Raw genomic sequence first — 23,855 nt, 5'->3', positions numbered from 1 at the left:
CCTTCATCACACAAGCGCGTGTGCAGACACGGGGGCGCGTGTCTGCGCACGCGCACGGGCACAGCTCACCTACCTACCTATGGTCAAGGTGGTCCTATGGACGGATCAAGGATTGGCGCGGGTTTGCGCCGTCCACCCCTCGTCCACCCTGGTCCATCTGGTGGCCGTCTTTCACCACATCACAGGCAGTGCACGCGCGTGCACATCAAGGATTTCGCTATGACCACACCCACCAAGCCAGCCAGCATGCGGCTATCGATGCCAGAGACTGCGGAGTTTGTAGACCGCAAGCGCGTGGAGTGGGGCCGGGCCTACGTGGACGACTGCCTCAAGCGGGCGTTGGCCGGTGAGCCGGGGTACTTCTACGCCATTGAGGGCGGGCATGTGATGGGCACGCCGTGGGGTGTGCCGGTCGGCGGCATGGCGGGTGGCATGTGCATTGCCAGGCTGCAGGCAATGGCGCTGATGATGGGCACCACGTTCGCGGGGTTCATGCGGGAGCCGTCTGCATCTGTTGCAGTGCAAGGGGGCGGCAGTGGCAAGGCTTGAGCACATCCGCCAGCGGCTGGAGAACTGGGCACTGTGGAAGGTGCGGCAGAACGATGGTGGCCTGGGCTACCACACGCGGAGCGTGCTGGCGGTGGACGTGTGGGATGCGGGCAGCTACAACAACAACCATGTGCCGCACCTTGAGCTGGAGGCAGAGCGGACCGATGAGGCAGTCGGGGCCTTGCGCCTAGGGCGCGGTCACTTGCACGTGACGCTGTGCCATTACTACCTTGATGGCCTGGGCATCAGAGAGACAGCGCGTGTGATGAGGCGAGGTGAGTCCACCATCCGTGCGCAGCTGGAACAGGCTGACCATGCCATCGCGGTGTTGCTGTCGCATCAGGCCGAAGAGCGCGAGCGGCAGCGCATGGCAGCGGAGCAGGCAGAACGAAAAAGGAGTTTTACACCTTAGCGCTACTTGCTACATTTCAGGCACCTTGTGTTTATTGCGTCCCCTCCCAGCGATGGGCACAAGGGGGAACCCCGGCAGGCTCAGCTTGTCGGGGTTTTCTTTTTGGAATCACCACATGAACACACGCCGCGCAGCTGACCGCAAAGACTTTGACGCACGGCGGGGCACGGCGCACGAGCGCGGCTACACATCCGCGTGGCAGCGTGCGCGGGACGGATTCCTGCGGTCGAACCCGTTGTGTGTAGAGCATGAGAGGCGCGGTGATGTTGTGGCCGCTGCGGTGGTGGACCACATCAAGGCGCCGAAGCTCAAGGAAGCGAACGACAGCGGAGACCCGGACCGGATCACCGAAGCGCGGCAGCTGTTCTGGGACCGGGCGAACTGGCAGAGCTTGTGTAAGCACTGTCACGACTCCATAAAACAGCGGTTCGAAAAGTCAGGCCGCATCGCGGGCTGCGGGCCAGACGGCCGGCCCATCGATGCCGGGCACCACTGGAACCGCGAACCAGGGGGTAGGGGGGGGTGAAAAGTTTCTGCCCCCTTCAACCAAGACCGACCTCCACTCTTCGCTCGCAACGCCGGGAAATATGGGGAGGGGGGGGTATCGACAGAAGGGGCCACCATGGCAGGAAATGGAAACTCGGGACGACACGCAGACCCGGCATTCATGCACCAGCTGCGCGGGGACGCCAGCAAGCTGGGTAAGGCTGCTCTGGCAGCAAAGAACGAAGAGCAGCAGATTGCAGCCAGCTCGCCGGACAAGCCGGCGTGGCTCAGCGTGAAGGCGTCGAAGGAATGGGACCGTGTGGTGCCTGACCTCCTGTTGCTCGGCTGGGTGCACCGCCTGGACCGCGTGGCGCTCGCCAGCTACTGCGAAGCGGTGGCGGACTATGAGAAGTTCCGTGAGCGCATCGCTGCCGAGAACAAGCGGCAGGACGATGCCGGCGATGTGCAGACGTTCGCCACCGGCGCCAAGCAATTGAGCATCTGGCGACAGCTCGCCAACGATGCAGAAAAACGCGCGAACGCCGCTGGCGCGGGCTTCGGCTTTACCCCGCTTGCGCGCCGCACGATGAAGGCCGTGGCCGTTGCACCCCAGGGGTCACTGTTCCCCAACGAACATGAAGAGGCCGCAAACCGATACTTCAACTGACCGCGTTTCCGATTACTGCCATCAGGTTCTCAGCGGTGCCATCGTTGCCGGGCCGGCGGTCCGGGACGCGGCGCAGCGGCATCTTGACGATTTGCTGGTGGGCCACCTGCGCGGCTTGGTGTGGAGGCAGGACAAGGCAGACCATGCCATCGGTTTCTTTGAAGATGTCCTGAAGCTGAACGGCGGCGAGTATGAAGCAAAGCCCTTCTTACTCGCGCCGTGGCAGTCGTTTGTAGTCGGGTCCATCTTTGGCTGGTACACGGATGATGGTTCCCGCCGGTTCAACACGGCATATATCGAGACCGGCAAGGGATCGGGCAAGTCGCCCTTGGCAGCGGGCATTGGGCTGTATGGCCTGGTGTCGGACAAAGAGCAGCGCGCGGAGATCTACGCGGCCGCCACCAAGCGCGATCAGGCGCAGATCCTGTTTCGGGACGCGGTGGCGATGGTTGATCTATCGCCCCTGCTCAGCTCGCGGCTGGTGCGGTCTGGCCGTGATGAGAAGGTGTGGAACCTTTTCTACGACAAGACGAACAGTTTCTTTCGAACCATCAGCGCGGACGAGGGCCAGTCCGGGCCGCGCCCGCACATCGGTCTGGTGGATGAGGTGCATGAGCACAAGACCCCCACTGTGGTGAACATGATGCGCGCCGGCCGCAAGTCGCGGCGGCGTGCGTTGCTGCTGATGATCACCAACAGCGGCAGCGACAAGAAGACGATTTGCGGCACGTACCACGATCTGGGCGTGCGTGTATGTCGGAGAGAGTTTCAGGACGACACACTGTTCGCGTTCATCTGCAACCTGGACAAGGGCGAAGACCCGTTCAAAGATGAGGCGTGCTGGCCGAAGGTGAACCCCAGCCTGGACTACCGTGCGCACGGCCAGTCAGATGGCATCCCTGGCCGGCGCTACCTGCGCGAGCAGGTCAACCAGGCACGAGGCGCACCGGCGCAGGAGGCATTGGTACGGCGTCTGAATTTTTGCCAATGGACCCAAGCGGAAGCGCCGTGGATCAGCTGGGAAGTGTGGAGCCAGGCGCAAGAGCGCGTGCCGCTGTCGATGCTGCGCAACCGCCCAGCCGTTGCGGGGCTGGACCTGTCCAGCACCACCGACCTGACAGCCTTTGTGCTGATGTTCTTCCCCACTGCGGAAGACCCGCACTGGCGCGTCATGCCGTACTTCTGGATTCCAGATCACGACCTGGACAAGCGGGAAGAAAACGACCGTGTGCCGTATCGCCTGTGGATCAAAGAGAAGTGGTTGGAGACAACGCCAGGCCGCGCCATCAGCAAGCTGCACGTGTTGCGCCGCCTGGTCCAGATCTGCAGCTACTTCGATGTTCGCAAGATCGCTTACGACCGCTGGCGTATCGAGGATCTGCAGATGCTCATGGCGGAGCACGGGATCACGCTGCCGCCCCTTGAAAAATTCGGGCAGGGCTACCAGGACATGGGCCCTGCAGTCGATGAGTTTGAGCGGCGGCTGCTGGGCGTAGTGCCGTTGGATGAGGACGGCAACCCGCTGGACGTTGAGGTAGAGACCCTGCGCCATGACGGCAATCCGGTAATGACCTGGTGCGCTGGCAATGCCGTGACGGTAAGCGATCCGGCGAACAACCGGAAGGTGGACAAGGTGAAGTCCATTGGTCGTATCGATGGCGTCGTGGGGGGCGTCATGGCCGCAGGCATCAGTAGCGGCGGGCGCCCCGACTCCGGGAAGTCCGTCTATGAAAAGGAAGGGGTAGGGATATGAAGCTGGTCATTCTTTCGTGGGTGGTCGGGCTGCTGGGCTTCGCCCTGGTTGTTTTGGGCGTGGCATTGGTGCACGTGCCATCAGCGTGCGTCGTCGCAGGCGTGGCCATGGTGGCGTATGCCCGATTGATGGACCGCGCCGCTGCAGCCGCCGCCGCTGCGCCGCCTGGCGGGGAGGGCTGACATGTTCTTCTCCAGCATCCTTTCGGCTGCGCCGGGCACCGGCACTGTGTCGGACAGCAGCGGCGACTTTTGGCGCGGCTTCATCGGCAGCGCACGTACCAGCTCTGGTGTTGTCGTCACACCGGGAACGGCCCTCGCGGACCCCATCCTGCAGAACTGCGTCACGCTCTTGGCAGAGAGCCTGGCCCAGCTCCCCTGTGAAGTCTTTGAGCGCAAGCTTGGAGGCCAACGGGAGGCGGCCTTGGATCATCCGGCCTACGACGTGCTGCGGTACAGGCCCAACCCGTTCCAGACGCCGTACGAGCGGACCGAGCAAGCCCAGATGTCGGCAGGCCTGCGGGGCAACTCCTATTCGTTCATTGAGCGGCGCAGCGATGGAAACATCACGGCGCTGTGGCCACTCGATACGGAGAAAGTGCAGGTGCTCAAGGGCCCCGACATGCTGCCGTACTACCGGATCGGAACGCGGGCCGATGCGGTGCCGATGCGATTCGTTCATCACGTCCGTTGGCACTCGCACAACGGGTACGAAGGCATCTCTCCCATAGCGCTGCATGCCGAGTCCATCGGGCTGGGTCAGGCCTTGCGCAAGTTCGCCAGCGCATCGTTTGCCAACGGCGCATCCATTGCGGGTGTGATCGAGCGGCCGAAAGAGGTAAGCGCGATCAAGGACCAGAAGTCCATTGACAGCGTGCTGGACCAGTGGGGCACCAAGTTCGCCGGACCGGACAACGCCAAGAAGGTTGCGCTGCTGCAGGAGGGCATGACGTTCAAACCAGTCTCACAAAACAATGTGGACTCGGAGATCGTCGCGCTGATCAAGTCGGCAGGCGTGAGCATCGCGCGGATCTACAAGATCCCGCTGCCCATGGTCAACGATCTGGAGAAGGCCAGCTACAACACGGTCGAGCAGCTGCTGATCTACTTCGTGATCTTCTCGCTGCTGCCGTGGGTCAAGCGGCACGAGCAAGCCATGGCGCGGGACTTCCTGCTGGATGCGGACCGCAAGCGGTACTTCATCGAGTTCAACCTGGCAGGCCTGCTGCGAGGCGATCAGAAGAGCCGCTTTGAAGCCTACGCCATCGGCCGCCAGTGGGGCTGGCTGTCGGTCAACGACATCCGCCGCCTTGAGAACCTGCCCCCCATTCAAGGTGGCGAGGTGTACCTGCAGCCACTCAACATGGTGGACAGCACCAAGGGCACGCCGGACCTGAAGAACCCCAACACGCGCGCCTCCCTGGAAGCGCAGCAGAAAGAAATTGAAAGGTTGCTTGCACTATGAAGTCCTACCTTCGGGCATCCAGCATGCTCTTCAACACGCCGCTGATGGTCACCCTCGAGGTGATGGACTTGGCGGTGCGCTGGGCGAACCACGTGATGAACCTCAACATCATCAACGTGGGGCCGCTCGGCAGTGAACGCATGTGGCACGATGAAGACGACCACATCAGCGCGCGCATGCAGCTGGAGGAGCAGCGGCGCGCCAGCATCGCAGCGACAGGAATCTCTGTCATCCCGGTGCACGGGGTTCTGGTCAGCCGAGATGCCCACGTCAACGCGTGCGACACCATGACCAGCTATGAGAGTCTGCGCACCGCGGTGAGTGCGGCCATGGCAGACCCGATGGTTGAGCGCATAGCGCTTGACATTGACTCGCCTGGCGGGGCGGTAACGGGCGCTTTCGAGTTCGCCGCAGATCTGCACGCCATGGCGCAGGACAAGCCCATCACCGGCATCGTCAATTTCATGGCGGCATCCGCTGGCTACCTGATCGGCTCTGCGTGTACCGAGCTGGTCACCAGCCGCACCAGCATCGGCGGGTCCATCGGTGTGATCGCTTCGCACCTTGATCGCTCTGCCGCGCTGGAGAGGGCTGGCGTGAAGGTCACCACCGTGTATGCAGGCGCGCACAAGAACGACCTGACTCCGAACGAGCCGATCTCGGACCAGTCGCTGGCAACGCTCACTGAGATCGTGAGCAGCAGCTACGACATGTTCTGCAATGCCGTCGCCGAGTACCGGGGCATCTCTGTCGCACAGGTCCGCGCGACGGAAGCCGCGGTGTATCGCGGCCCAGGCCTCATTGATGCCGGCCTGGCTGACCGCCTGGAGTCGCCGCAGGATGCGGTGAATGGCCTCATGAACGCGGTGCAACAGCAGCGCGCACTGCGCAGCCAGAGCAATCGCACATCGGTCCGTGCGAGAGCCGCGCTGATCCAGTCCCGAATCTGACAGCGTTCGCTGCCAGTCGTCCCGCCCGCATCTGCGGGCTTTTTTTTGCCCAGAAAGGCATCCCATGTCCCTCGTTTTGCAACTCCGCAGCGAACGCGCCAAGCTCAACGACGAGCTGCAGGCCCTCGCCAAGAAAGAAGCCGGAGGCGTCTCGCTCGCCGCTGAAGAGCTGGAACGCTTCACCAAGCTCGAAGCCGATATTGCCGACCTGTCGGCCAAGATCGCGCGGGCAGAAGCCGCCGAGCGCGTCAATGCATCCGTCGCGGTTCCTGTCAACGAATCGGCCCAAGGCAACAACAGCCCGCCAGTGCACATCACGGTGCATGACAACGCCCCGCGCGCCTCTGGCGTGGCCCAGATGGCCCGCCTGCTGGCCGCTACCCAAGGCAACCAGGTGCAAGCTGCCGAGCTGGCGCGGGCCGGCAACTATCCTGAACAGGTGGTGATGGCCCTGTCCACCACCACGCCCGGCGCCGGCGGCGTACTGGTGCCTACCAACCTCGCACGCGAGGTGATCGAATCGCTGCGCCCCACGTCGGTGCTGCGCAGCTTCGGCGCGCGGCCGCTGCCGCTCTACAACGGCAACATGACCCTTCCGCGCATCAAGGGCAACACCACGGTGGGATACATCGGTGTGGACACCGACATCCCGGTAACTACCATGGTGTTCGAAGACCTGAAGCTGCAGGCAAAGAAGCTCGGCGCCCTGGTGCCGATTGCGAACGACCTGCTGCGCTTTCAGGGCACCAACCCGCAGGTGGACCAGATTGTGGCTGGTGACATGTTCGTCAGCGCCGGCCTGTATGAAGACCTGACGTTCATTCGGTCTGCAGGTGGCCCGCTGATCCCGAAGGGCCTGCGTTACTGGGCGGCCGCTGGCAACGTGGTGGTGGCTCCGGCCGGCGTCACGATGGCAGACATTGACGCGTTCTGCGGTGGGCTCATGCTGCGGGTGGAGATGGCCAACGCCAACATGGCCGGTTGCGGCTGGATCATGAACCCTCGCACCATCCGCTTCCTGCAGATGGTGCGCGACGGCAACGGCAACCTGGCCTATCCCGAGATCAACGACGGCAAGTTCAAGGGCTACCCCTTCAAGCTGTCCACGCAGATCCCGATCAACCTGGGCGCTGGTGCCGACGAGTCCGAAATCTACTTCGGCGATTACTCCGATTGCTATATCGGTGAAACCGGAGAGATGTACCTGGCCTACAGCACCGAGGCGTCCTACAAGGACGGCAACGGCGACCTGGTGAGCGCGTTCAGCCGCGACCAGACGCTGGTGCGACTCACCCAGCACAACGACTTTGGCCCGCGCCATGTGGAGTCCATCGCCGTGGGCACGGGCGTGAAGTGGGGCAAGGCAATGCTGGCCTGATCCCAGCAGCTCAGTTCAGGGGCTGTGCACGCGCGTGCACGGCCCTTCTTTGATTCTTCAATTTGGAGGTGCACATGAGCACTCAACCCCACATCGTCAAATTCCTCAAGCCCTGGCGCGGGTACAACACGGGCGAAGTTGCCGGCTTCGATCCCGACGTGGTAGAGACCCTGAAAGCGGGCAAGGTGGTCGAAGACTACGACCCAGAGCAGGGCGGCAAGAAACCTGCCCAGCCGCGCAAGCCAGAATCGACAGGCAAGCGCGCAACCGGGAAGACAGCCGGTACGGAGCAGGCCCCTGATAGTTCCAACGCAGCACCAGGCAGCGACGGCAACAGCCAGGCGGACGGCCAGGCCGGCGCGGACGGCAAGGGCACCGATGGCGCACCTGATGGACAGGGCGGCAACGACAACGACCAGCGTCCTTAACCCATGGCCCGGCGCATCGCGTACACCGGCGCGCCGGTGCTGACGGCGCAGGACATCGCCACGTGGCGGCGCAATGACGCAGTGCTGCTGGAAAGCGATCTGCTGGAGACCATCATCATCCCGGGTGTGATCGGCCAGGCCGAATCCCGAACGGGTGCGGCGATCCGGCAGGCGACGTATCAGGAGCACTGGCCGGCCAGCTACGCGTCCGGGCATGCTCTGGACATGGGGCAGGCCAGCGAGATCAAGACCGTGGAGATTGTCGGGCCCGATGGTGCTGCCACGCCCACGGTTGCAGCGCGCTACCTTGAGCGCGGCCAGCGGCTGAGCTTCTTGCATTTCCCCGCTGGCCGGCCGCCTGGCGGCTTGCTCATCACGTACGAGGCCGGCGCTGATTTGGCGGCGTATCCAGCCGTGAAAAACTGGCTGTTGATGCACATCGGCACGGTGTACGCGCAGCGCGAGTCCCTGGTGATCGGCGCAAGTGTGGCGGAGCTGCCGCCTTCGTTCCTTGATCACATGCTGGCTGAAATCACCGTGCCCCCACGGTTCTAGGAGAAACCTATGTTGCAAGCCGGCGCGTTCGACAAGCGCGTGCGCTTTGAAAAGCCGTCCGACGTGGTGGCCAGGTTTGGACACCGTGCGGAGGGTTGGGCGCTGGTCAAAGAGGCCTGGGTTCGCATCCGGCCGGTGGGCAGCAACGAGCGCCTGGCAGCGTCCCAAATGCAAAGCGGGCAGACCCACGTTGTCGAGACCGGCTACCACCCTGCGCTTGCCGTAGCGGTGGGCAGCTGGCGCATTGTGTTCGGCACACGCACATTCAACATCGTGGGCCTGCCGCGCAATCGCAACGAGGCCAACGAGTTGTTGACATTCGACTGTTCTGAAGGGGGAGCCGATGGCCACTGACACCATCACCGTGAAAATCGAAGTGCGCATTGCGTGGTGGGTGCGGCCCTACATCACAGCATGCGCCTTGTTCGCAGCTCTGCACGGCCTGGTGCCGAATGCCGCCAAGATCGTCGGCACCGTGGCCCGTCACGGCATCCGCTTCAAGGTGCGGTGAATGGCCGGCGAAACACACATCGCAGGCCTAGATGAGCTATACAAGGTCCTGCAGGAGCTGCCTGCCAAGGTAGAGGGCAACGTCATGCGCGGTGCCCTGCGCGCCGGCATGAAGGTGCAGATGGACGCGGTAAAGGCCCTGGTGCCGGTCATGTCCGGGGAGCTGCAGAAGAGCATTCGAATCAGTTTCCGAAGTCGCAGCCAGAAATTCGGCTGGGTCCGCATGCACCTCGTCGCTGGCAATTCCAAGGCCTGGTACGCGCACCTGGTGGAGTACGGCACGGCCGGCCAGTACACCGGCAGCGGCAACACGGTGGGCGGCCCCTACGAGATCCGGCCCAAGGGCGCGAAGAGCCTGTTCTTTGCAGGCCTGTCTCGCACGCTCATCACGCACCCGGGCGCCAAGGCGCAGCCGTTCATGCGGCCAGGCTTTGATGCAGGGCATGTAGCGGCATTGATGGCGGTGCGTGACTACGTAGCGACCCGCCTGCCAAAAGAAGTAGCCAAGCAAGGGAGATAGTGACCATGAACGCCGTAGACAGCGACGTAGAGATTGCCGAGGCCCTGCTGCAGGCGCCCGGCATTGCCGCCCTTGTCGGGGCCCGCTGTGCCCTTGCGCAGCTGCCGCAGGGCACCCAGTTGCCGGCGCTGGTGTACCAGGTCATCACGTCCACCGACACGCCGTATCTGGACGACCAGTCCGGCGTGACGGTGTTTCGCCTGCAGGTCAACCCTCTGGCTGGGGACGTGCCCACCGTGAACCAGATCCACCAGGCTGTCGCTGCCGCGCTGCGCGATGTGCGTGACCAGGTGGTGGCGGGCAAAAGAGTTATCGGCGTGGAGTTCGCTGGCCGCGCCGGCTATGACAAAGACGATGTAACGGGTGCGTGGACGCGCCCCGCTGATTACCTCGTGAAGTTCGATCAATAGGCCCATCACCGGGCCCCAAAAGGCGTGCCGCCCGGAGAGATCCTGGCGGCTTTTTCATGCCCGCGCATTGCGGGTTTTTTTGTATAGGAAGGCAACCGCAATGGCAACCGCACCCAAGACGCACAGCTCTGCTGGCACCACCATCGGCATCGCATCCGGCGTCCCGGCCACCTGGGACCAAGCCGGTTTCACCGCACAGGCACCCGACAAGATCGGCAAGATCAAGAACGGTGGCGAGTTCGGCAAAAAGTTCCAGCTCATCACCAGCCAATACCTCTCCCAGCGTGGTGAGGAAAAGCGCAAAGGCACTTTCAATGCCGGCACGCTGTCCCTGCAGGTGGACCTTCTCAAGGGCAGTGCTGGCCAGGACCGCTGCGAGGAAGCGCTGGACAGCGACGACGACTACACATTCGAGATCGTTCTGCAGAACGGCCGCACCTTCTGGGTGCGTGGACAGGTCACATCGTTTCCGATCAACCTGGGCGGCGCCAACGACATGACCAGCTCCACGATCACCGTGGAACTCAACCCCATCTTTCTGGCGAACGGCGACGAAGTTGCCGCGCTGGAAATGACCCCCTGACCTTCGCCTAGAAGGCACCCCCGCACCGACTCCGGCCCGCTTCACCCTTCGCAGGGGTGGGCGGGCTGGGGCACGGGCATATCCCGGCCGTTCTGTGCACGCGTGTGCACAGCGCGGCTTTTTCGTTTCATCCCTGCGAAAGATCCACCATGTCGAAGACGACACAACCCACCCCTGACACCGCAGCCTTCTCTGCTTTCATGCTGGACACCACCAGCCGCCTGGAACTGGAACTCCCCAACGGCGCCCCCATGCTGTACGAAGGCAAGCCCGTCGCTGTGCAGATCTACGGCCCCGCGACCGACGAATACGCGAAGGCCCGCGCTGCCATGGAAAAGGAAAGCGCAGCCCGCGTGTTTCGCGCCATGGGTGCCAACAAGAACAAGAAGAAGAACGGCGAAGACGATGCCGAAGCCGACGCCAAGTTCCTGACGGCCATCACGGCAGGGTTTGAGAACTTCCCGTACCCCGGCGGCGCAGAGGCCATTTACCGCGAGCCGCGGCTGAACTACATCGGCAACCAGGTGCGCACCCATGTCAACGACTTGGGAAACTTCTTCAAGGAATCTGCGAAGAGCTGACCCTCGCCGCAGATCAGCTGGGCTGGGCGGCCCGCCGCGTGCCTGACTCGGAAGGCAAGCCCAGCGACAAGACCCGCGCGGAGCAGGTGGAAGAGAGCGGCGGCTGCATCGAACTGCCCGAGCAAACCGCGCCGTACCTGCTGGACTACCTGCAGCGCATGGGCATCTATGGCTATGGCGCCATGGGGCCTGTGCCGTTGTCGGCGCTGGAGATCAGAGCGTGGTGCGACGGCAGCGGCATTGAGTTGCTGCCTTGGGAGTTTGAAGCCCTGCGCACCGCCTCGCGCACCTACGTCGCCTGCCTCACAGGAACCGACGACACCCTGCCTTACGGCAACCCCGACGACCTGGCAGACCCCGACGTGGTGGACGCCAGGCTCGAAGCCCTGTTCAGCCGACTCACGCGGCCGATCAATCGTAGAAAAGACTGACCATGAACATCGCGACCCTCACGATTGAGATGGCTGCCAATGTGGCACGCCTTCGCCAGGACATGGAGAACGCAGCCAGCGTGGTGCAGAGCGCCACCGCCAAGATGCAGAAGGCTGCGGAACTGGCGGGCAAGGCGCTGGGCCTCATCGGGGTGGGGTTGTCGTTGTCGGCGTTCACCGGCTTCGTGCGCAATGCCATCGATGCCGCCGATGCGCTGGATGAAATGTCTGGCCGGGTGGGCGTCAGTGCCAAAGAGCTGTCAGGCCTGCAGCTTGCCTACAAACAGGCAGGCATGGGCAACGAAGCCATGGCATCCAGTCTTGCGAAGCTCTCGCGTGAGATGTCAGAGGGCAACGTCGGGCTGCGCGCGCTGGGGGTCAATACGCGCAACGTTGACGGCAGCTTGCGCGGCACCACCGCCGTGCTGCTGGACGTAGCCGACAAGTTCAAAGGCATGGAAGACGGCGCCGCCAAAACGGCGCTGGCCATGGAGATCTTCGGCAAGTCCGGTGCTGAGATGGTGCCGCTGCTCAACAGCGGCGCTGAAGGCATTGCAGAGATGACGGCCATGGCTGAAAAGCTTGGTCTGGTCATTGAAGACAGCACCGCCGCTCAGGCCGGCCAGTTCAACGACACGTTGGAACTGTTGGGCCTGGGCGTGCAGGGGGTAGGCACGCGCATTGCGGCACAGCTGCTGCCCACGCTCACCAACCTGACGGCCTCGTTCCTGGAGTCCATGACTTCGGGTGACCGGCTGAAGGGTGTGGCGGACTTCCTGGCCGCCAGCCTCAAGATCTTGTACACCGTGGGGGTGGGCATCGTTGAGGTGTTCTCCACGGTCGGCAAGACGTTGGGCGCAGCCATGGGCCAGGTCATAGCCATCCTGCGCGGCGACTTCGCGCAGGCATCGGCCATCGGCCGCGAGTGGCAGCAAGATGTGACCGCAGGATGGTCCGCCACCAGCGCCGCTGTGCAGGCCGCCTGGTCCGCCGAGAGCAACGCTGCAGTGGTGTCAGCCGCCACCACGATGAAGGTCAGCAAGGATCTTCTGGCAGATCAGAAGGCACGCGAAGAGGCAGCCAAGAAGGCCAAGGCCGCTGCGGACAAGGCGGCTGAAGAGGCCAAGAAGAAAGCCGCAGAAGGTGCCAAGCTCGTTGCGGGCCTGCTGGCTCAAGACAAGGGCTATTCGTCTGACTATGACGAAAAAATGTCCAAGATGGCGGCGGCGTTCGCTGCTGGCGCGGTGAATGCTGGCGACCTTGCCAAGGCGCAAGAATTCTTGCTTTCGCAGCAACCCCTGATGAAGAAGGCCTTTGATGAGGCCACCAAGGCCTCGCAGGCCGCTGCCGATGCACGACATAAGGAGGCGGACGGCATCGACGCATTCATGCGCGCGCAGGAAGAGGCTGCAGCTGCTTCGCTCAAATCGGTGAAGGATCGGATTGCCAGCCTGCAGGACGAAGAGCGCGCGGCCGAACTGTCGCGCAAGCTCAACGTCAGTCTGGCTGAAGCGATTGAAATGGTCGCCATTGCGCGCCTGCAGGAGAAGCAAGCCGGGTTCTACGAAAACTCCGAGGGGTGGGAGCGACTGCAGCGCGAGATCAGCGCGCGCCAGGAGTTGCTGGCCCTGATGTCCACCAAGGCCCTGCGCGAGCGCGAGGCCAGCGGCTGGACGGACCTGTGGAGCAGTGTGGACCGCACCGCGCATGATGTTTGGACAAACATCTGGGAAGGCGGCTCCAACGTCTTCAAGAAGCTGGGTCAGACGATCAAGGCGACAGTGCTGGACCTGCTGTACCAGCTGACAGTGCGGCCTTTCATCATCCAACTGGGAACAAGCATTTTCGGCAGCGGTTTTGGGGCCGCTGCTCAAGCGGCGGGGGGTGGTGGCTTCAACGTGATGGGCAACATCGGCAACGTTGTGTCTGCTGGCATGAACCTGCTGACCGATGGCGTGAGCGCCAGCATTGGCACTGCATTTGGCAAGTTCGCCAATAGCGAGATGGGCGCCAAGCTGGGTTTGTCCTACTACGACGGGAACGCGTTCGCGCCCACCAATTTGGGTAGCACGGTGGGCACGGGCTTGGGCATGCTTGGCAACGGCATGATGGGCTATGGCCTTAGCTCGATGATTTCTGGTGGCTACAGCGTAGGCGGGGGCAACACCGTCAACGTGCTATCGGGTATCGCTAGCGCCTTCTTTGGCCCGCTGGCTGGGGTGGTCGGTGGCCTCATCAATCGCTTGTTCGGCCGCAAGCTGGCTGACATGGGCATTGAAGGCGAGTTTGGGGGCGCTACGGGCTTTGACGGTCGCTCGTACGAGTTCTACAAGGGCGGTCTGCTGCGCTCCGACAAGACCAAGTACAGCGACCTTGACCCCGAGCTGGAGAAGGCCCTGGGCGACTCGTTCAAGGGCATGCGCGCGCAAGTCGCGTTCTTTGCCGACACGCTCGGGCTGAGTGTGGACAAGCTGGAAGAGCATGTAACGTCTTTCAAATTCTCCACGCAAGGCTTGAACGCGGAGCAGATCCAAGCCAAGTTTCAGGAGGCCATGGCCACCGCTAACAACGAGTTGGCAGAGCAGGTGCTGGGCACGTGGGAAAGCACGAGCGAGAAGGTGCGCCGGACCATCACGCGCACCGAAGGCCATGGCATGGACATGGTCCAGTATTGGGAAGAGGTCGAAGAGACCATTACCCAAACAACCTACAAGGCCAGCGAGTACGCGAAGGAGGGCGAGAAGGCCATAGACACGTTGACCCGGTTGGCCACAAGCCTGACCACGGTCAACAGCATCTTTGACACGCTGGGCTACACGCTGCTGGATGCCAGCTTGAAGGGCGCAGACGCGGCCAGCAAGATCGCCGAAGCGTTCGGCGGGTTGGACAAGATGACCGCTGCGACCAGCAGCTATTTCTTGAACTACTACAGCGAGGACGAACGCCGCGCTGTCGCCTATCGCCAGTTGGACAAACAACTGGATGAAATCGGTATCGCCGACGTGCCCAAAACGCGCGAGGCATACCGCCGCCTGGCTGAGTCGCAGGACCTCACCACCGAAGCGGGCCGCAAGGCCTACGCGGTGTTGATCCAGCTTTCTGGAGTGTTTGCTGAGCTGACCGGTGCCGCAGAGGACACCACCGCCGCGCTGGAAGCGCAGGCCCGCGAGCTGGTGCAAACCATCTACGGCTTGTTCCGCCGTGCGCTGCAGCGCGACCGTGAAGCGCTCAACGAAGAGGCTTCGAAGGTGCGCGACATCATCAGCGGTATCGCTGATGTCGTTTCGATGCTGCGGGGCAACGCGCGCGAGCTGGCACTGTCGGTAGAAAGCACCGCGCAAATGATGGCTGTGCAGGGCATGCTCTATGTAGAGCAGGCGCTGGACGGCGTTCGTGCCGGGGCGTCAGTTACCGACTATGCGGGACTGACGGACGCGATCAGCGCCGCGCGTGGTGGTATCGACAAGGGTGTCTATGTGTCGCAGTTCGAACGCGACCGAGATGCGCTCGTGCTGGCTGGTCAGCTGGCGGATCTGGGTGACCTGGGGGACATGCAGCTGACCGTTGAAGAACGTCAGCTCAAAGGGATCACCGACCAGCTGGAGTACCTGGACAGCCTGGACCGCCGGGCGGATGCGCTGGTTAACGGCACTGTCGAGCTGACGGGCACGGTATCGAGCTACTTTGAGCAGCTGCTGGCCCTGATCGCTGCGGACAAGAAGCCGACGGCTGTTGCGCCAGCTGGTGCCGGCGGTGGGTCTTCAGGGGGCGCGGTCTTCGGGCCTGGCAGTGCTGCACAGCAGGTGGATGCCAAGTACCGCAAGGTTGTGTCTCTGGCAACTGCAGGTGTCGCCTACCAGCCTGTCATTGATCCGGAAACGATCAACCGCCTGGACGGGTTGGCGGGCCTGTATCACAGCTACGACGGCAGCAACGACCTTCGGGGCCTGCTGACTGCAGTTAAGGCTGCTGGCGGCACCCTGGAGGACCTGCACCTGTTGTCGGGCTACTTTGAGGGCGATTGGCGCAAGGCTGCGGAGTCCGTGGGCATGCAACCGTTTGCCAAGGGTGGCGCGTTCACCAACGGCATCGTGAGCAAACCCACGTTCTTCAACATCGGTCAGATGGGGGAGGGCGGGCAGTCGGAAGGCATCTTGCCGCTGGCCAATGTGGGCGGCCGCCTGGGCGTCTATTCGATGGCTGGCGGCAGTGGCGAGGTTGTGGCAGAGCTGCAGGCATTGCGCGGTCAGTTCGGCTGGGTGCAGGAGCGCCTTGCAGCGATTGATGCCAATACCGAGGGACTGCCGCAAATGGTGGAACACACCGACCAGGTGACAGAGGGCGGCATTGGCACGCGCACCGAGATCGTGAACATTGCGCCGCTGGCCAGCGCCATAGCCAAAGAACTTGCGAAGGAACTTGCATGAACAAGCCGATCTCCGCTGCGCGCGTAATGGTGCCCGTGAAGATCGTCCCCGCGATGATCGGAGCGGGCACCAGCGTGCCCGAACCCAACATAGCCAACGGAGAAGTGGCGTGGGTTGCTAACGCCCCCTACGTGGTAGACGACCTGCGCACGTACAACGGGTCGGTGTGGTCCTGCGTGCGGGACCACACAGGCAGGCCTACGCCACCTGAAACCGAGGCGGCCGGTTACTGGCTTCGCAAGGGCCCCACGGATCGCATGGCGCCGTTTGATGACTACGTGTCCACCAAGGCACGCGGCACCGACGTGCTCACGTTCGTGGTGACGCCCGGGTTTGCAAACGGGGTGAAGGTCTACGGCCCAGAGGGCGCAACTTACTCCATCGTAGCGCGCGATGGCCCGGGCGGGCCTTTGCTCAAGTCGGTGCAGGGCGACCTGTATGCACAGGCCGCAGGCTTCTACGAGCTGCTTTTCCAGCCTTTGCGGGCTCTTGATCAGTTCGGCATGGACAACATACCGCTGGCCCTCAATACGGTCATCGTCATCACCATCTCTTCGCCTGGCGGGGGGGTAGTTGCTGTGGGCGACATCAAGATTGGCGACTGGCGCCAGTTGATAGGGGATTCGAAATGGGGCGGTGTTGTGCCTGGTGCTGAGTCCCAGCGCAAGACATACACCTACCGCGACTACAAGTCCGATGGAACCTACACGCAGACCGTGCGGCCGGCGCGTTCGCGCGACGTGACTTGCCGTGTCGTCCTTGATGCGGAGCAGGCCATGTACGCCGATGCCATCTTGGACGAGATCGCCGATGTTGCCGTGCCATTCGAGGCGACAGGCCTGCCGCGCCTGGGCTACCTCAACACCTTGTGTTTTCTCTCTGGCTCTATCCGCGCCGACGACTACGGCGGCGCATCTTTGAATCTAACCGCCAAAGGCAATATCTGATGGACGTACAACCAGCCACCACGGTGTCGGTTATTCCACCGTTCCCCGTGCCTGCAGACAGGGCAACCTTCACGTACAACAGCAAGGCCCTGGCCTTCGGCTTGCACATGGGTCCGCCAGGGCCTTTCGTTGGTGAGATGAACGCGTTGAGCGCGAACGTCGCACACAACGCGGGCGCCGCCAAGTGGTTTGCGCAACTCTCCGACGAATCGCGCGCCAGCGCTTCAGCACTGGCAGCGGCCGCAGCGGTGAGCGCGCAGAACGCGGCGGTAAGTGCAGGTGCGGATCGATGGGTGCCCGGCAACTATCTGAACGGTGATCCGGTGTGGTCCCCTATCTCGCTGCTGACCTATCGGCGCATCCCTGAAGGCCCATCGGCCAGCGCCGTTGATCCTGCCAATGATCCTGCTGGCTGGCGCCTCACGGGCTCGCCGCACTCCATGCCGCAGAAAGAGATCACTACCGCGCTGGACCCGGATACCGGCTTGCCGCATCTGCTGTCAGTGGGCGTGCACTACCTGATCAAGCATGCACTGGCGGATTGCCTCATGCCAGCAGGTGCTGTCACGCAGGAAATGGTGCGGGTCACCAACCAGAGCGGGGCGTCCACGCCCATGCTGCGCAAGAACGGCGCGACGTTCAACGGGTTCGACGACGACCTGCAACTGGACCTGTCCACCTGGGACAAGGTTTTTACGAAGACAGCCACATCGGGCTGGATCTAGCCCATTCACCGTGAGCCATTGATATGACCATGTTTGCCTCGCAAGCCTACGGCAGCCCGCCGCAGCAAAAGAAGGTCGTGTACTGCCCGACCAGCCGCACCGTGATCGCCCCGCTGACGGGGACCGTGACGGTGGACATTTTGGGCGCCTCGGCGTCTGGTTCTGGCCTGGCCGGAAGTGGTGCCAACGGTGGCACAGTCGCCCGGGTCACCAAGCTGGTGACCAAAGGCCAGTCCATTGTTGTGACCTTGGGCGCTGGCGGCGCCAGCGTGACCAACGTTGCCACCGGCAATGCCGGCGGCACGACCACCGTCGCCGGCCCGAACGGCCTGTCTGCATCCGTGCCAGGCGCTAACCCTGGTATCGCTGCGGGCGCCCCGGCCGCCAACACCGCTCCTACCGGCGTTGACGAGCATTGGCCGGGTGGCCTTGGGGGGGCAGCGCCTCGCGGCGGCGGTGGCAGTGCACCTTTGCTGGAAGGCTCCCCAGCGGGCCACCAGGGCGGCACCGGTACCGGCAACTCTGGCGGTGGTGGCGCAGGGATTGGGGGCCCCGGGGGGCCGGGCGTTGCAAATGGCGGTGGCTCGGGCGGCGGTTCAGGTGGTCCTGGAAATCCTGGCGTCTCGTCCTCGGCGTCAACACCTGGCCCCAACTTGATCGGCCTGTTGGGTTCGACCAGTCTGACCGATCAGAGCTACAACCGGCTGCAGCTTGATCTTTCCGGGCAGGGCGGCTCCGGTGTGGACAGCGGCGGTGGCGGTGGCTCTGCGCCAGGCCCGGGCGGTGGCGGCGGCGGTAGCAGTTCCGCTGGCGCCGCAGCGAACGGGGCATTCGGTGGCGGAGGGGGTGGGGGTGTTGGCACTGGCGGACACGGTGGCATAGGCGGCGGCGGCGGTGCCGGCCAAAACGGTTTTCCCTCGGGCGCCGGCAACAAGGGCTTCGTGACATTGACATTTAAGGGAGCCTGATATGCGCATTGAAATCCTGAATGAACTGGGTGCGGTGATCAACGAGATCGACGCCGACACTGAGTTCGCGGCGGCCAACTACCCGCCGGGTGCGTGGCGGCTGGCTGAGAACCAAGACCTTCCCCAATCCCTCGTGCCTCAGAAGGTCTCGCGCCGCCAGGCGCGCAGGGCGCTGGCTCTTGCCGGTCTGCTGGACCAAGTGCAGCCTGCCATTGATGCGATACCGGACCCCTTGGAGCGCCAGTTGGCGCAGATCGATTGGGACGACTCGCAGGAGTTCGAACGCCATTGGCCGCTCTTGGTCAGCATTGGTCTGGCCTTGGGCCTGACTGAGCAGGACAAGGACGATCTTTTCATCCGAGCGGGGGCGATGTGATGAGCTGGCCAGCCTCTTTCATGCGACCCGCTTCGGTGGGTTTTTTTTCGTCCGGAGATGTCGCACATGCCTGAACCCACGTCCACCGCCGCCGGCATCGCATCGCTGGCAGTTACAGCGGTGTCCACCACGGCTGTCACGGCCTTTGGTATCCCGCTGGGCTTGCGCGCCGATCTGCTGGTGGCCGGCCTCTTTGGTGGCCTGGCTGCAATCATCGTGCTCAACACCGTACCCAGCACGGGTGACACCTGGCGCGAGCTGGTGCGCACCACCGTCAAGCGTATGTGCGTGGCCATGGCATCCAGCCTGACCGCTGGCTACCTCACGCCCATGTTTGCCTATCCCGCCTTCGTGGGCGAGCCGTGGCAGCTGGGCGCCGCCTTCGTCATTGGGGCATTTGCCCAGCGCATGCTGATGATCGCCCGCGACAAGGTATATCCCCCCGGCAAGCCGGGCAACGAGGGAGGTGCTTCATGAGCGCAGCTCTTCTGACCATCCATTGGCTCGCCGGCTTCATCGTCTTGGCAGAAGCCTTGAACAAGCTGGAACGCACAGCGCCATGCCAGCGCGGGTTGTTGGGGTGGCGCAAGCGCACTACGGAATGGCTCAAGGCCATCGCTTGGATGCTGCTTGCCGTGGGCGGGGCAGGGGCCCTCATCACGCCCATGCTGCCCATGGAACGACCGACCTTGCAAGACATGTGCGTGATGCTGGGTTTCGCGGTTTTGATCGTACGCACGCGCGTGAAGGAGGGCTGACATGCAGCTGTCTGAAATCACTCAAGCCATCAATGCTGCGTACGAGCTGCTGCCCGGCCGCATGGACAGCAAGGAGGCCCGCGTGCTGCTGCTGGCCACCGGCCTGCAGGAAAGCCGCTTCGAACACCGCCGCCAGCTCGGCAACGGGCCCGCGCGCGGGTTCTGGCAGTTCGAACTGGGCACGCGCGAGAGCAAGGGCGGCGTGTGGGGCGTGTTCCTGCACCCGGCCTCTGCGGGCTACCTGCGGCAGCTCTGCGTAGCCCGGGGCGTCGCGCACTGGCCGCTGGAGATATGGCGCGCCATTGAGCATGACGACGTGCTGGCCGCTGGCCTGGCCAGGCTGCTCATCTTCACCGATGCGCACAAGCTGCCGGCGGTGGACGACGTCGACGGCGCCTGGCAGCTCTACCGGTATCGCTGCTGGCGGCCAGGCAAGCCACACCCCGAGACCTGGCCAGAGATGCACCGGCGTGCGCGGGAGTTCGTGCAATGAGGGTCACCTTTCTGAACCAACCCATCCTTGTGCCACACGGCAACGGGGACGAGTGGGCCCTGTACGAAGACTTTGCGGTGCTGATCGAAACCGATGCAGCCGACGACTCGGTGGTGATCACCGTGCCCAAAGGCTCCATCACCGACCTGGCCAGCATCCCGGAGCTGCCCGTGGTGTTCCTGGCATTCGAAGGCAAGGCCCGCCGCGCGGCCGTGCTGCATGACTTCCTGTACGAGCGGCAATACCCGCGCGCATGGGCAGACGCGGTGTTCTACGCCGCGATGAAAAACGAGGTGAACAACCTCGACCGCTACCTGATGTGGCTGGCCGTCCGCGTGGGCGGGCATGCCGCTTGGGCCAATGTGATTCCCCTACCACCTGAAACCGAAAGGCAAGCATCATGAAGAAGTCCATCACCACCCTGGCCATCCTGGCCGCCTCTGCCGCACTGGCTGGCTGCAGTTCCGCCAAGCTGGGCGCGTTCTGCTATGTGGAGTACGGCGCCAAGCGCAGCTGCAGCGTGACAACGCCAGATCCTGCGGCCGTCAACGTGGCCACACCGGCGACCGACAAGAAGCCCTGAGGGCTGGCCACAGTGCACACGCATGCACACCAGCCGGGGCGCCAGGCCCCGGCTGGCCGCAAGGCCATAAAACGGCAGAAGGAGCGCCGGCTCCGCGATCAGCGCGACTTGGCCGCAGCGCTGCAGGAGAGGGCGCAGCGGGAGTGCTACCCGGCCCGGGATGATGGGCCACTGCCGCGCATCGATTGACGTCCCCTTGGGTTCCGTCGCGTTCCGCGCAACTTGTTCCATGATCTGTTCCATCGAAGCACACCATAAGCTCCAATGCCATATTCCATGCGGTACGCGGCGCAGGCCTGAGGTGATGATCGACCACATGTAAGCTGCCCCCGCGCCTTGTACAGGCGCCACGCACCGATGAGCCCCTGTTGCCGTTGCCGGCCACAGGGGCTTTTTTCGGGTGGGCGCAAGCCAGGCAATCCCTGCCCCGTGACACGCTGGCATGGACATTTGCGGGTTGGCATTTCTGCGGCATGCTTCTAAGATGATTTCGACCTGCCGCTTCGGCAGGGGCACGGCCTGCGCATGCACCCCGGCAGGCCGTGCACGCAACGAACATTTCGACGGCCGTTCATGGCTGCCAGCGCACCTGCTGGCACGACCTGCCTGCAAATGACGGACCGATCGCCCGGAGGGCTCAATGGGATCTGATTTTTCGGTCGGATACTGGGAACAGAACCCCGATGCGTTGCTGGTGCTGTCCCCGCAGGGCGCAGTGCTCCACTGGAACGCGGCGGCCGAGGCGATCTTTGGCTACACCGAGTCCGAGGCCCGGGGCCGGCCCATTGCCGAGCTCATCGTGCCCGCCGACCAGGTGCGGGAGGAAGAAAGCATCCGCGCCCAGGCGCTGCGCGGCTCGACCACCGTGCACGAGTCGGTGCGCCGGCGCAAGGATGGCTCGCTCGTGCACGTCAACGTCTCGACCAAGGCGGTGCGCGATGCGGACGGAGAGGTGCTTTATTTCCTGTCGAGCAAGAAGGACGTCACTCAGCTCAAGGTGCAGCGGGATGCCAAGCTGCTGGAAGCGCGTTTTCGCGACCTGCTCGAATCCACCCCCGACGCGATCGTCATGGTCAACGTGACCGGCCGCATCGTGCTCGTGAACTCGCAGGCCGAGCGCCTGTTCGGCTATGTGCGGTCAGAGCTGATCGGGCAGTCGATCGAGACGCTGCTGCCCCACCGCTACCGCGGAGCGCACCTGGGCCACCGCAGCGGCTTCTTTGCCCAGCCGCGCACGCGCACCATGGGCGCGGGGCTGGAGCTGTACGGGCTGCGCAAGGGCGGGGACGAGTTCCCGGTGGAGATCAGCCTGAGCCCGCTCGTCACCGAGGAAGGCACGATGGCGATGACGGCCATCCGCGACATCACCGACCGCAAGCGGGCCGACCAGAAGTTCAAGGACCTGCTGGAAGCGGCGCCGGACGCCATGGTCATCGTCAACCGGGACGGGCGCATCGTGCTGGTCAACTCGCAGGCCGTGAAGCTGTTCGGCTGGAGCCGCGAGGAACTGCTGGGCCAGCCGGTCGAACTCCTGGTTCCCCGCCGGTTCGCGCAGCGCCACCCCGAGCACCGCCACGGCTTCTTCGCCGAGCCGCGCGCCCGCTCCATGGGCGCGGGGCTCGACCTGTACGGCCTGCGCAAGGACGGCAGCGAATTCCCGGTGGAGATCAGCCTGAGCCCGCTCGACACGGAGGAGGGCCTGTTCGTGTCGAGCGCGATCCGCGATGTCACCGAGCGCAAGCTCATCGAGCGGGCGCTGCGCGACAAGAATCTGGAGCTTGAAAATGCGGCGCTGGTCAAAGACCGCTTCCTGGCCAGCATGTCCCACGAGCTGCGCACCCCGCTCAACGCCATCATCGGCTTCACCGGCACATTGATCATGCAGCTGCCCGGCCCGCTCAACCCCGAGCAGGACAAGCAGCTGCGCATCGTGCAGACCGGAGCGCGCCACCTGCTGTCGCTCATCAACGACCTGCTGGACGTGGCCAAGCTCAGCGCCAACAAGGCATCGTTCAACCTGGAGGCGCTCGACGGCCGCAGCCTGGTCGAAGAAGTCGCCGCCACGCTCGAGCCCGAGGCCCGGCGCAAGGGCCTGGCCTTTGCCGTGCACCTGCCCCCGGGTGCCGTGCCGCTGTACACCGACCGCAGGGCGGTCAGCCAGATCCTCATCAACCTGGTGGGCAATGCGATCAAGTTCACGTCCGGGGGCAGCGTGGACGTGACGCTGGAGACCGCCACCCAGGCCACGAGGCGCATGGTCCGTGTCAGCGTGCGGGACACCGGGCCCGGCATCCCTGTGCAAGAGCAGTCGCGCCTGTTTGAGGCTTTTTCCCGGGTGGAGACGGCGGAGCGCAGGCACCAGGAGGGCACGGGCCTGGGCCTGCACCTGAGCCGCAAGCTGGCCGAGGCGCTGGGCGGGAGCGTGGACTTTGAAAGCACGCAAGGGCAGGGCAGCCTCTTTACCGTGGAAATTCCGGAGAGCAGCGCATGACACAGAGAGCCACGGTTTTGGTCATCGAGGACGATGAGGCCAGCCGCCAGTTGGTCATCTACCTGCTGGAGGACGCGGGCCACCGCGTGCTGGCCGCAGAAAACGGTGCGCTGGGCCTGGCGATGGCCCTGGCCGAGGGGCCGGACGTGATTCTGTGCGACCTGCAGATGCCCGTGATGAACGGCTACGAGGTGGCGCACAACCTGCGTTCCAACTCCAGTTGGCGCGTGGTGCCCCTGGTCGCGGTGACGGCGTTCTCCATGCCCGGCGACCGCGAGAAGGCGCTGGAGGTGGGCTTTGACGACCACCTCTCCAAACCCATCACGCCCGAGACCTTCGTGCGCCAGATCGAGGCGTTTCTCGGCCCGTCCTTCCACTCACCGCCAGGCGCGGCCTGACACGGCGGAGCG

Annotated in this window: 30 protein-coding genes; all 30 read left to right on the top strand. The window is 63.8% G+C overall.

What is annotated here, in order from left to right:
* The first annotated feature begins 219 nt into the window (after positions 1-219).
* The 30 genes from ACIGHN_RS13445 to ACIGHN_RS13300 all read left to right on the top strand — a co-directional run bounded on the left by ACIGHN_RS13445 (position 220) and on the right by ACIGHN_RS13300 (position 23,843).
* The gene (locus tag ACIGHN_RS13445) at positions 220-549 is read left to right on the top strand and encodes a hypothetical protein (protein ID WP_396504764.1); all 330 of its coding nucleotides are present in this window, start codon (positions 220-222) and stop codon (positions 547-549) included.
* Positions 536-961, top strand: coding sequence for a hypothetical protein (locus ACIGHN_RS13440; protein WP_396504763.1), 426 nt, complete (start codon positions 536-538; stop codon positions 959-961). The genes ACIGHN_RS13445 and ACIGHN_RS13440 overlap by 14 nt, the downstream gene beginning before the upstream one ends.
* Before the next feature lie 115 nt (positions 962-1,076).
* Positions 1,077-1,487, top strand: a complete 411-nt coding sequence (locus ACIGHN_RS13435) for an HNH endonuclease (RefSeq protein ID WP_396504762.1) — start codon at positions 1,077-1,079, stop codon at positions 1,485-1,487.
* A gap of 141 nt (positions 1,488-1,628) precedes the next feature.
* The gene (locus ACIGHN_RS13430) at positions 1,629-2,114 is read left to right on the top strand and encodes a phage terminase small subunit P27 family (protein WP_396504761.1); all 486 of its coding nucleotides are present in this window, start codon (positions 1,629-1,631) and stop codon (positions 2,112-2,114) included.
* Complete coding sequence (locus ACIGHN_RS13425) at positions 2,083-3,867, top strand: terminase large subunit (RefSeq protein WP_396504760.1); 1,785 nt, start codon at positions 2,083-2,085, stop codon at positions 3,865-3,867. Before ACIGHN_RS13430 ends, ACIGHN_RS13425 begins: the two co-directional genes overlap by 32 nt.
* Positions 3,864-4,049 (top strand): hypothetical protein, encoded by a 186-nt coding sequence (locus ACIGHN_RS13420; protein WP_396504759.1) that lies wholly within the window; start codon positions 3,864-3,866, stop codon positions 4,047-4,049. The genes ACIGHN_RS13425 and ACIGHN_RS13420 overlap by 4 nt, the downstream gene beginning before the upstream one ends.
* Position 4,050: 1 nt before the next feature.
* On the top strand, positions 4,051-5,331 hold the full coding sequence (locus ACIGHN_RS13415; protein WP_396504758.1) for a phage portal protein: 1,281 nt from the start codon (positions 4,051-4,053) through the stop codon (positions 5,329-5,331).
* Entirely contained in the window at positions 5,328-6,281 is a 954-nt protein-coding gene (locus ACIGHN_RS13410; protein WP_396504757.1) for a S49 family peptidase, read from the top strand. The genes ACIGHN_RS13415 and ACIGHN_RS13410 overlap by 4 nt, the downstream gene beginning before the upstream one ends.
* Before the next feature lie 64 nt (positions 6,282-6,345).
* Positions 6,346-7,659 carry a phage major capsid protein gene (locus tag ACIGHN_RS13405; RefSeq protein ID WP_396504756.1) on the top strand — a complete coding sequence of 438 codons (1,314 nt, stop codon included), beginning with the start codon at positions 6,346-6,348 and terminating at the stop codon, positions 7,657-7,659.
* A 74-nt stretch (positions 7,660-7,733) separates the two neighbouring features.
* Positions 7,734-8,087 (top strand): hypothetical protein, encoded by a 354-nt coding sequence (locus ACIGHN_RS13400; protein WP_396504754.1) that lies wholly within the window; start codon positions 7,734-7,736, stop codon positions 8,085-8,087.
* Positions 8,088-8,090: 3 nt separating this feature from the next.
* Positions 8,091-8,642, top strand: coding sequence for a hypothetical protein (locus ACIGHN_RS13395; RefSeq protein ID WP_396504753.1), 552 nt, complete (start codon positions 8,091-8,093; stop codon positions 8,640-8,642).
* A gap of 9 nt (positions 8,643-8,651) precedes the next feature.
* Positions 8,652-8,996 carry a phage head closure protein gene (locus ACIGHN_RS13390; protein ID WP_396504752.1) on the top strand — a complete coding sequence of 115 codons (345 nt, stop codon included), beginning with the start codon at positions 8,652-8,654 and terminating at the stop codon, positions 8,994-8,996.
* Entirely contained in the window at positions 8,986-9,153 is a 168-nt protein-coding gene (locus ACIGHN_RS13385) for a hypothetical protein (RefSeq protein WP_396504751.1), read from the top strand. Before ACIGHN_RS13390 ends, ACIGHN_RS13385 begins: the two co-directional genes overlap by 11 nt.
* On the top strand, positions 9,154-9,672 hold the full coding sequence (locus ACIGHN_RS13380) for an HK97-gp10 family putative phage morphogenesis protein (protein ID WP_396504750.1): 519 nt from the start codon (positions 9,154-9,156) through the stop codon (positions 9,670-9,672).
* 5 nt (positions 9,673-9,677) lie between these two features.
* Positions 9,678-10,082 carry a DUF3168 domain-containing protein gene (locus ACIGHN_RS13375; protein WP_396504749.1) on the top strand — a complete coding sequence of 135 codons (405 nt, stop codon included), beginning with the start codon at positions 9,678-9,680 and terminating at the stop codon, positions 10,080-10,082.
* Between the two features lie 100 nt (positions 10,083-10,182).
* Positions 10,183-10,665, top strand: coding sequence for a hypothetical protein (locus tag ACIGHN_RS13370; RefSeq protein WP_396504748.1), 483 nt, complete (start codon positions 10,183-10,185; stop codon positions 10,663-10,665).
* Between the two features lie 149 nt (positions 10,666-10,814).
* Positions 10,815-11,246, top strand: coding sequence for a hypothetical protein (locus tag ACIGHN_RS13365; protein ID WP_396504747.1), 432 nt, complete (start codon positions 10,815-10,817; stop codon positions 11,244-11,246).
* A gap of 38 nt (positions 11,247-11,284) precedes the next feature.
* Positions 11,285-11,677 (top strand): hypothetical protein, encoded by a 393-nt coding sequence (locus ACIGHN_RS13360; protein WP_396504746.1) that lies wholly within the window; start codon positions 11,285-11,287, stop codon positions 11,675-11,677.
* A gap of 2 nt (positions 11,678-11,679) precedes the next feature.
* Entirely contained in the window at positions 11,680-16,104 is a 4,425-nt protein-coding gene (locus tag ACIGHN_RS13355; RefSeq protein ID WP_396504745.1) for a hypothetical protein, read from the top strand.
* Entirely contained in the window at positions 16,101-17,051 is a 951-nt protein-coding gene (locus ACIGHN_RS13350) for a hypothetical protein (RefSeq protein WP_396504744.1), read from the top strand. The genes ACIGHN_RS13355 and ACIGHN_RS13350 overlap by 4 nt, the downstream gene beginning before the upstream one ends.
* Positions 16,973-17,776 carry a hypothetical protein gene (locus ACIGHN_RS13345; protein WP_396504743.1) on the top strand — a complete coding sequence of 268 codons (804 nt, stop codon included), beginning with the start codon at positions 16,973-16,975 and terminating at the stop codon, positions 17,774-17,776. Before ACIGHN_RS13350 ends, ACIGHN_RS13345 begins: the two co-directional genes overlap by 79 nt.
* A 23-nt stretch (positions 17,777-17,799) precedes the next feature.
* Positions 17,800-18,744: a hypothetical protein gene (locus ACIGHN_RS13340; protein WP_396504742.1), complete on the top strand. Its 945-nt coding sequence runs from the start codon at positions 17,800-17,802 to the stop codon at positions 18,742-18,744.
* Position 18,745: 1 nt separating this feature from the next.
* Positions 18,746-19,120 (top strand): hypothetical protein, encoded by a 375-nt coding sequence (locus ACIGHN_RS13335; protein WP_396504741.1) that lies wholly within the window; start codon positions 18,746-18,748, stop codon positions 19,118-19,120.
* Between the two features lie 66 nt (positions 19,121-19,186).
* Positions 19,187-19,597 carry a hypothetical protein gene (locus ACIGHN_RS13330; protein WP_396504740.1) on the top strand — a complete coding sequence of 137 codons (411 nt, stop codon included), beginning with the start codon at positions 19,187-19,189 and terminating at the stop codon, positions 19,595-19,597.
* Complete coding sequence (locus ACIGHN_RS13325; protein ID WP_396504739.1) at positions 19,594-19,878, top strand: hypothetical protein; 285 nt, start codon at positions 19,594-19,596, stop codon at positions 19,876-19,878. Before ACIGHN_RS13330 ends, ACIGHN_RS13325 begins: the two co-directional genes overlap by 4 nt.
* Position 19,879: 1 nt before the next feature.
* Positions 19,880-20,371, top strand: a complete 492-nt coding sequence (locus ACIGHN_RS13320) for a hypothetical protein (RefSeq protein ID WP_396504738.1) — start codon at positions 19,880-19,882, stop codon at positions 20,369-20,371.
* The gene (locus ACIGHN_RS13315) at positions 20,368-20,775 is read left to right on the top strand and encodes a DUF1353 domain-containing protein (protein ID WP_396504737.1); all 408 of its coding nucleotides are present in this window, start codon (positions 20,368-20,370) and stop codon (positions 20,773-20,775) included. The genes ACIGHN_RS13320 and ACIGHN_RS13315 overlap by 4 nt, the downstream gene beginning before the upstream one ends.
* On the top strand, positions 20,772-20,954 hold the full coding sequence (locus ACIGHN_RS13310; protein ID WP_396504736.1) for a hypothetical protein: 183 nt from the start codon (positions 20,772-20,774) through the stop codon (positions 20,952-20,954). Before ACIGHN_RS13315 ends, ACIGHN_RS13310 begins: the two co-directional genes overlap by 4 nt.
* Positions 20,955-21,594: 640 nt before the next feature.
* Positions 21,595-23,445: a PAS domain S-box protein gene (locus ACIGHN_RS13305; RefSeq protein ID WP_056165662.1), complete on the top strand. Its 1,851-nt coding sequence runs from the start codon at positions 21,595-21,597 to the stop codon at positions 23,443-23,445.
* The gene (locus tag ACIGHN_RS13300; protein ID WP_396504735.1) at positions 23,442-23,843 is read left to right on the top strand and encodes a response regulator; all 402 of its coding nucleotides are present in this window, start codon (positions 23,442-23,444) and stop codon (positions 23,841-23,843) included. The genes ACIGHN_RS13305 and ACIGHN_RS13300 overlap by 4 nt, the downstream gene beginning before the upstream one ends.
* The last annotated feature ends 12 nt before the right edge of the window (positions 23,844-23,855 follow it).

This window comes from Acidovorax sp. NPDC077693 (assembly GCF_044542805.1).
In the GTDB taxonomy this organism is placed as follows: domain Bacteria; phylum Pseudomonadota; class Gammaproteobacteria; order Burkholderiales; family Burkholderiaceae_C; genus Acidovorax.
The sequence above is the reverse complement of the archived record's forward strand: the minus strand, read 5'-3'. Positions and strand labels throughout refer to the sequence as shown.

Bases quoted from the DNA above. Each gene is read 5' to 3' on its own strand.
- ACIGHN_RS13445 (WP_396504764.1), top strand. From the start codon at position 220: ATGACCACACCCACCAAGCCAGCCAGCATGCGGCTATCGATGCCAGAG.
- ACIGHN_RS13435 (WP_396504762.1), top strand. From the start codon at position 1,077: ATGAACACACGCCGCGCAGCTGACCGCAAAGACTTTGACGCACGGCGG.
- ACIGHN_RS13430 (WP_396504761.1), top strand. From the start codon at position 1,629: ATGCACCAGCTGCGCGGGGACGCCAGCAAGCTGGGTAAGGCTGCTCTG.
- ACIGHN_RS13425 (WP_396504760.1), top strand. From the start codon at position 2,083: ATGAAGAGGCCGCAAACCGATACTTCAACTGACCGCGTTTCCGATTAC.
- ACIGHN_RS13420 (WP_396504759.1), top strand. From the start codon at position 3,864: ATGAAGCTGGTCATTCTTTCGTGGGTGGTCGGGCTGCTGGGCTTCGCC.
- ACIGHN_RS13415 (WP_396504758.1), top strand. From the start codon at position 4,051: ATGTTCTTCTCCAGCATCCTTTCGGCTGCGCCGGGCACCGGCACTGTG.
- ACIGHN_RS13410 (WP_396504757.1), top strand. From the start codon at position 5,328: ATGAAGTCCTACCTTCGGGCATCCAGCATGCTCTTCAACACGCCGCTG.
- ACIGHN_RS13405 (WP_396504756.1), top strand. From the start codon at position 6,346: ATGTCCCTCGTTTTGCAACTCCGCAGCGAACGCGCCAAGCTCAACGAC.
- ACIGHN_RS13400 (WP_396504754.1), top strand. From the start codon at position 7,734: ATGAGCACTCAACCCCACATCGTCAAATTCCTCAAGCCCTGGCGCGGG.
- ACIGHN_RS13395 (WP_396504753.1), top strand. From the start codon at position 8,091: ATGGCCCGGCGCATCGCGTACACCGGCGCGCCGGTGCTGACGGCGCAG.
- ACIGHN_RS13390 (WP_396504752.1), top strand. From the start codon at position 8,652: ATGTTGCAAGCCGGCGCGTTCGACAAGCGCGTGCGCTTTGAAAAGCCG.
- ACIGHN_RS13385 (WP_396504751.1), top strand. From the start codon at position 8,986: ATGGCCACTGACACCATCACCGTGAAAATCGAAGTGCGCATTGCGTGG.
- ACIGHN_RS13380 (WP_396504750.1), top strand. From the start codon at position 9,154: ATGGCCGGCGAAACACACATCGCAGGCCTAGATGAGCTATACAAGGTC.
- ACIGHN_RS13375 (WP_396504749.1), top strand. From the start codon at position 9,678: ATGAACGCCGTAGACAGCGACGTAGAGATTGCCGAGGCCCTGCTGCAG.
- ACIGHN_RS13370 (WP_396504748.1), top strand. From the start codon at position 10,183: ATGGCAACCGCACCCAAGACGCACAGCTCTGCTGGCACCACCATCGGC.
- ACIGHN_RS13365 (WP_396504747.1), top strand. From the start codon at position 10,815: ATGTCGAAGACGACACAACCCACCCCTGACACCGCAGCCTTCTCTGCT.
- ACIGHN_RS13355 (WP_396504745.1), top strand. From the start codon at position 11,680: ATGAACATCGCGACCCTCACGATTGAGATGGCTGCCAATGTGGCACGC.
- ACIGHN_RS13350 (WP_396504744.1), top strand. From the start codon at position 16,101: ATGAACAAGCCGATCTCCGCTGCGCGCGTAATGGTGCCCGTGAAGATC.
- ACIGHN_RS13340 (WP_396504742.1), top strand. From the start codon at position 17,800: ATGACCATGTTTGCCTCGCAAGCCTACGGCAGCCCGCCGCAGCAAAAG.
- ACIGHN_RS13335 (WP_396504741.1), top strand. From the start codon at position 18,746: ATGCGCATTGAAATCCTGAATGAACTGGGTGCGGTGATCAACGAGATC.
- ACIGHN_RS13330 (WP_396504740.1), top strand. From the start codon at position 19,187: ATGCCTGAACCCACGTCCACCGCCGCCGGCATCGCATCGCTGGCAGTT.
- ACIGHN_RS13325 (WP_396504739.1), top strand. From the start codon at position 19,594: ATGAGCGCAGCTCTTCTGACCATCCATTGGCTCGCCGGCTTCATCGTC.
- ACIGHN_RS13320 (WP_396504738.1), top strand. From the start codon at position 19,880: ATGCAGCTGTCTGAAATCACTCAAGCCATCAATGCTGCGTACGAGCTG.
- ACIGHN_RS13315 (WP_396504737.1), top strand. From the start codon at position 20,368: ATGAGGGTCACCTTTCTGAACCAACCCATCCTTGTGCCACACGGCAAC.
- ACIGHN_RS13310 (WP_396504736.1), top strand. From the start codon at position 20,772: ATGAAGAAGTCCATCACCACCCTGGCCATCCTGGCCGCCTCTGCCGCA.
- ACIGHN_RS13305 (WP_056165662.1), top strand. From the start codon at position 21,595: ATGGGATCTGATTTTTCGGTCGGATACTGGGAACAGAACCCCGATGCG.
- ACIGHN_RS13300 (WP_396504735.1), top strand. From the start codon at position 23,442: ATGACACAGAGAGCCACGGTTTTGGTCATCGAGGACGATGAGGCCAGC.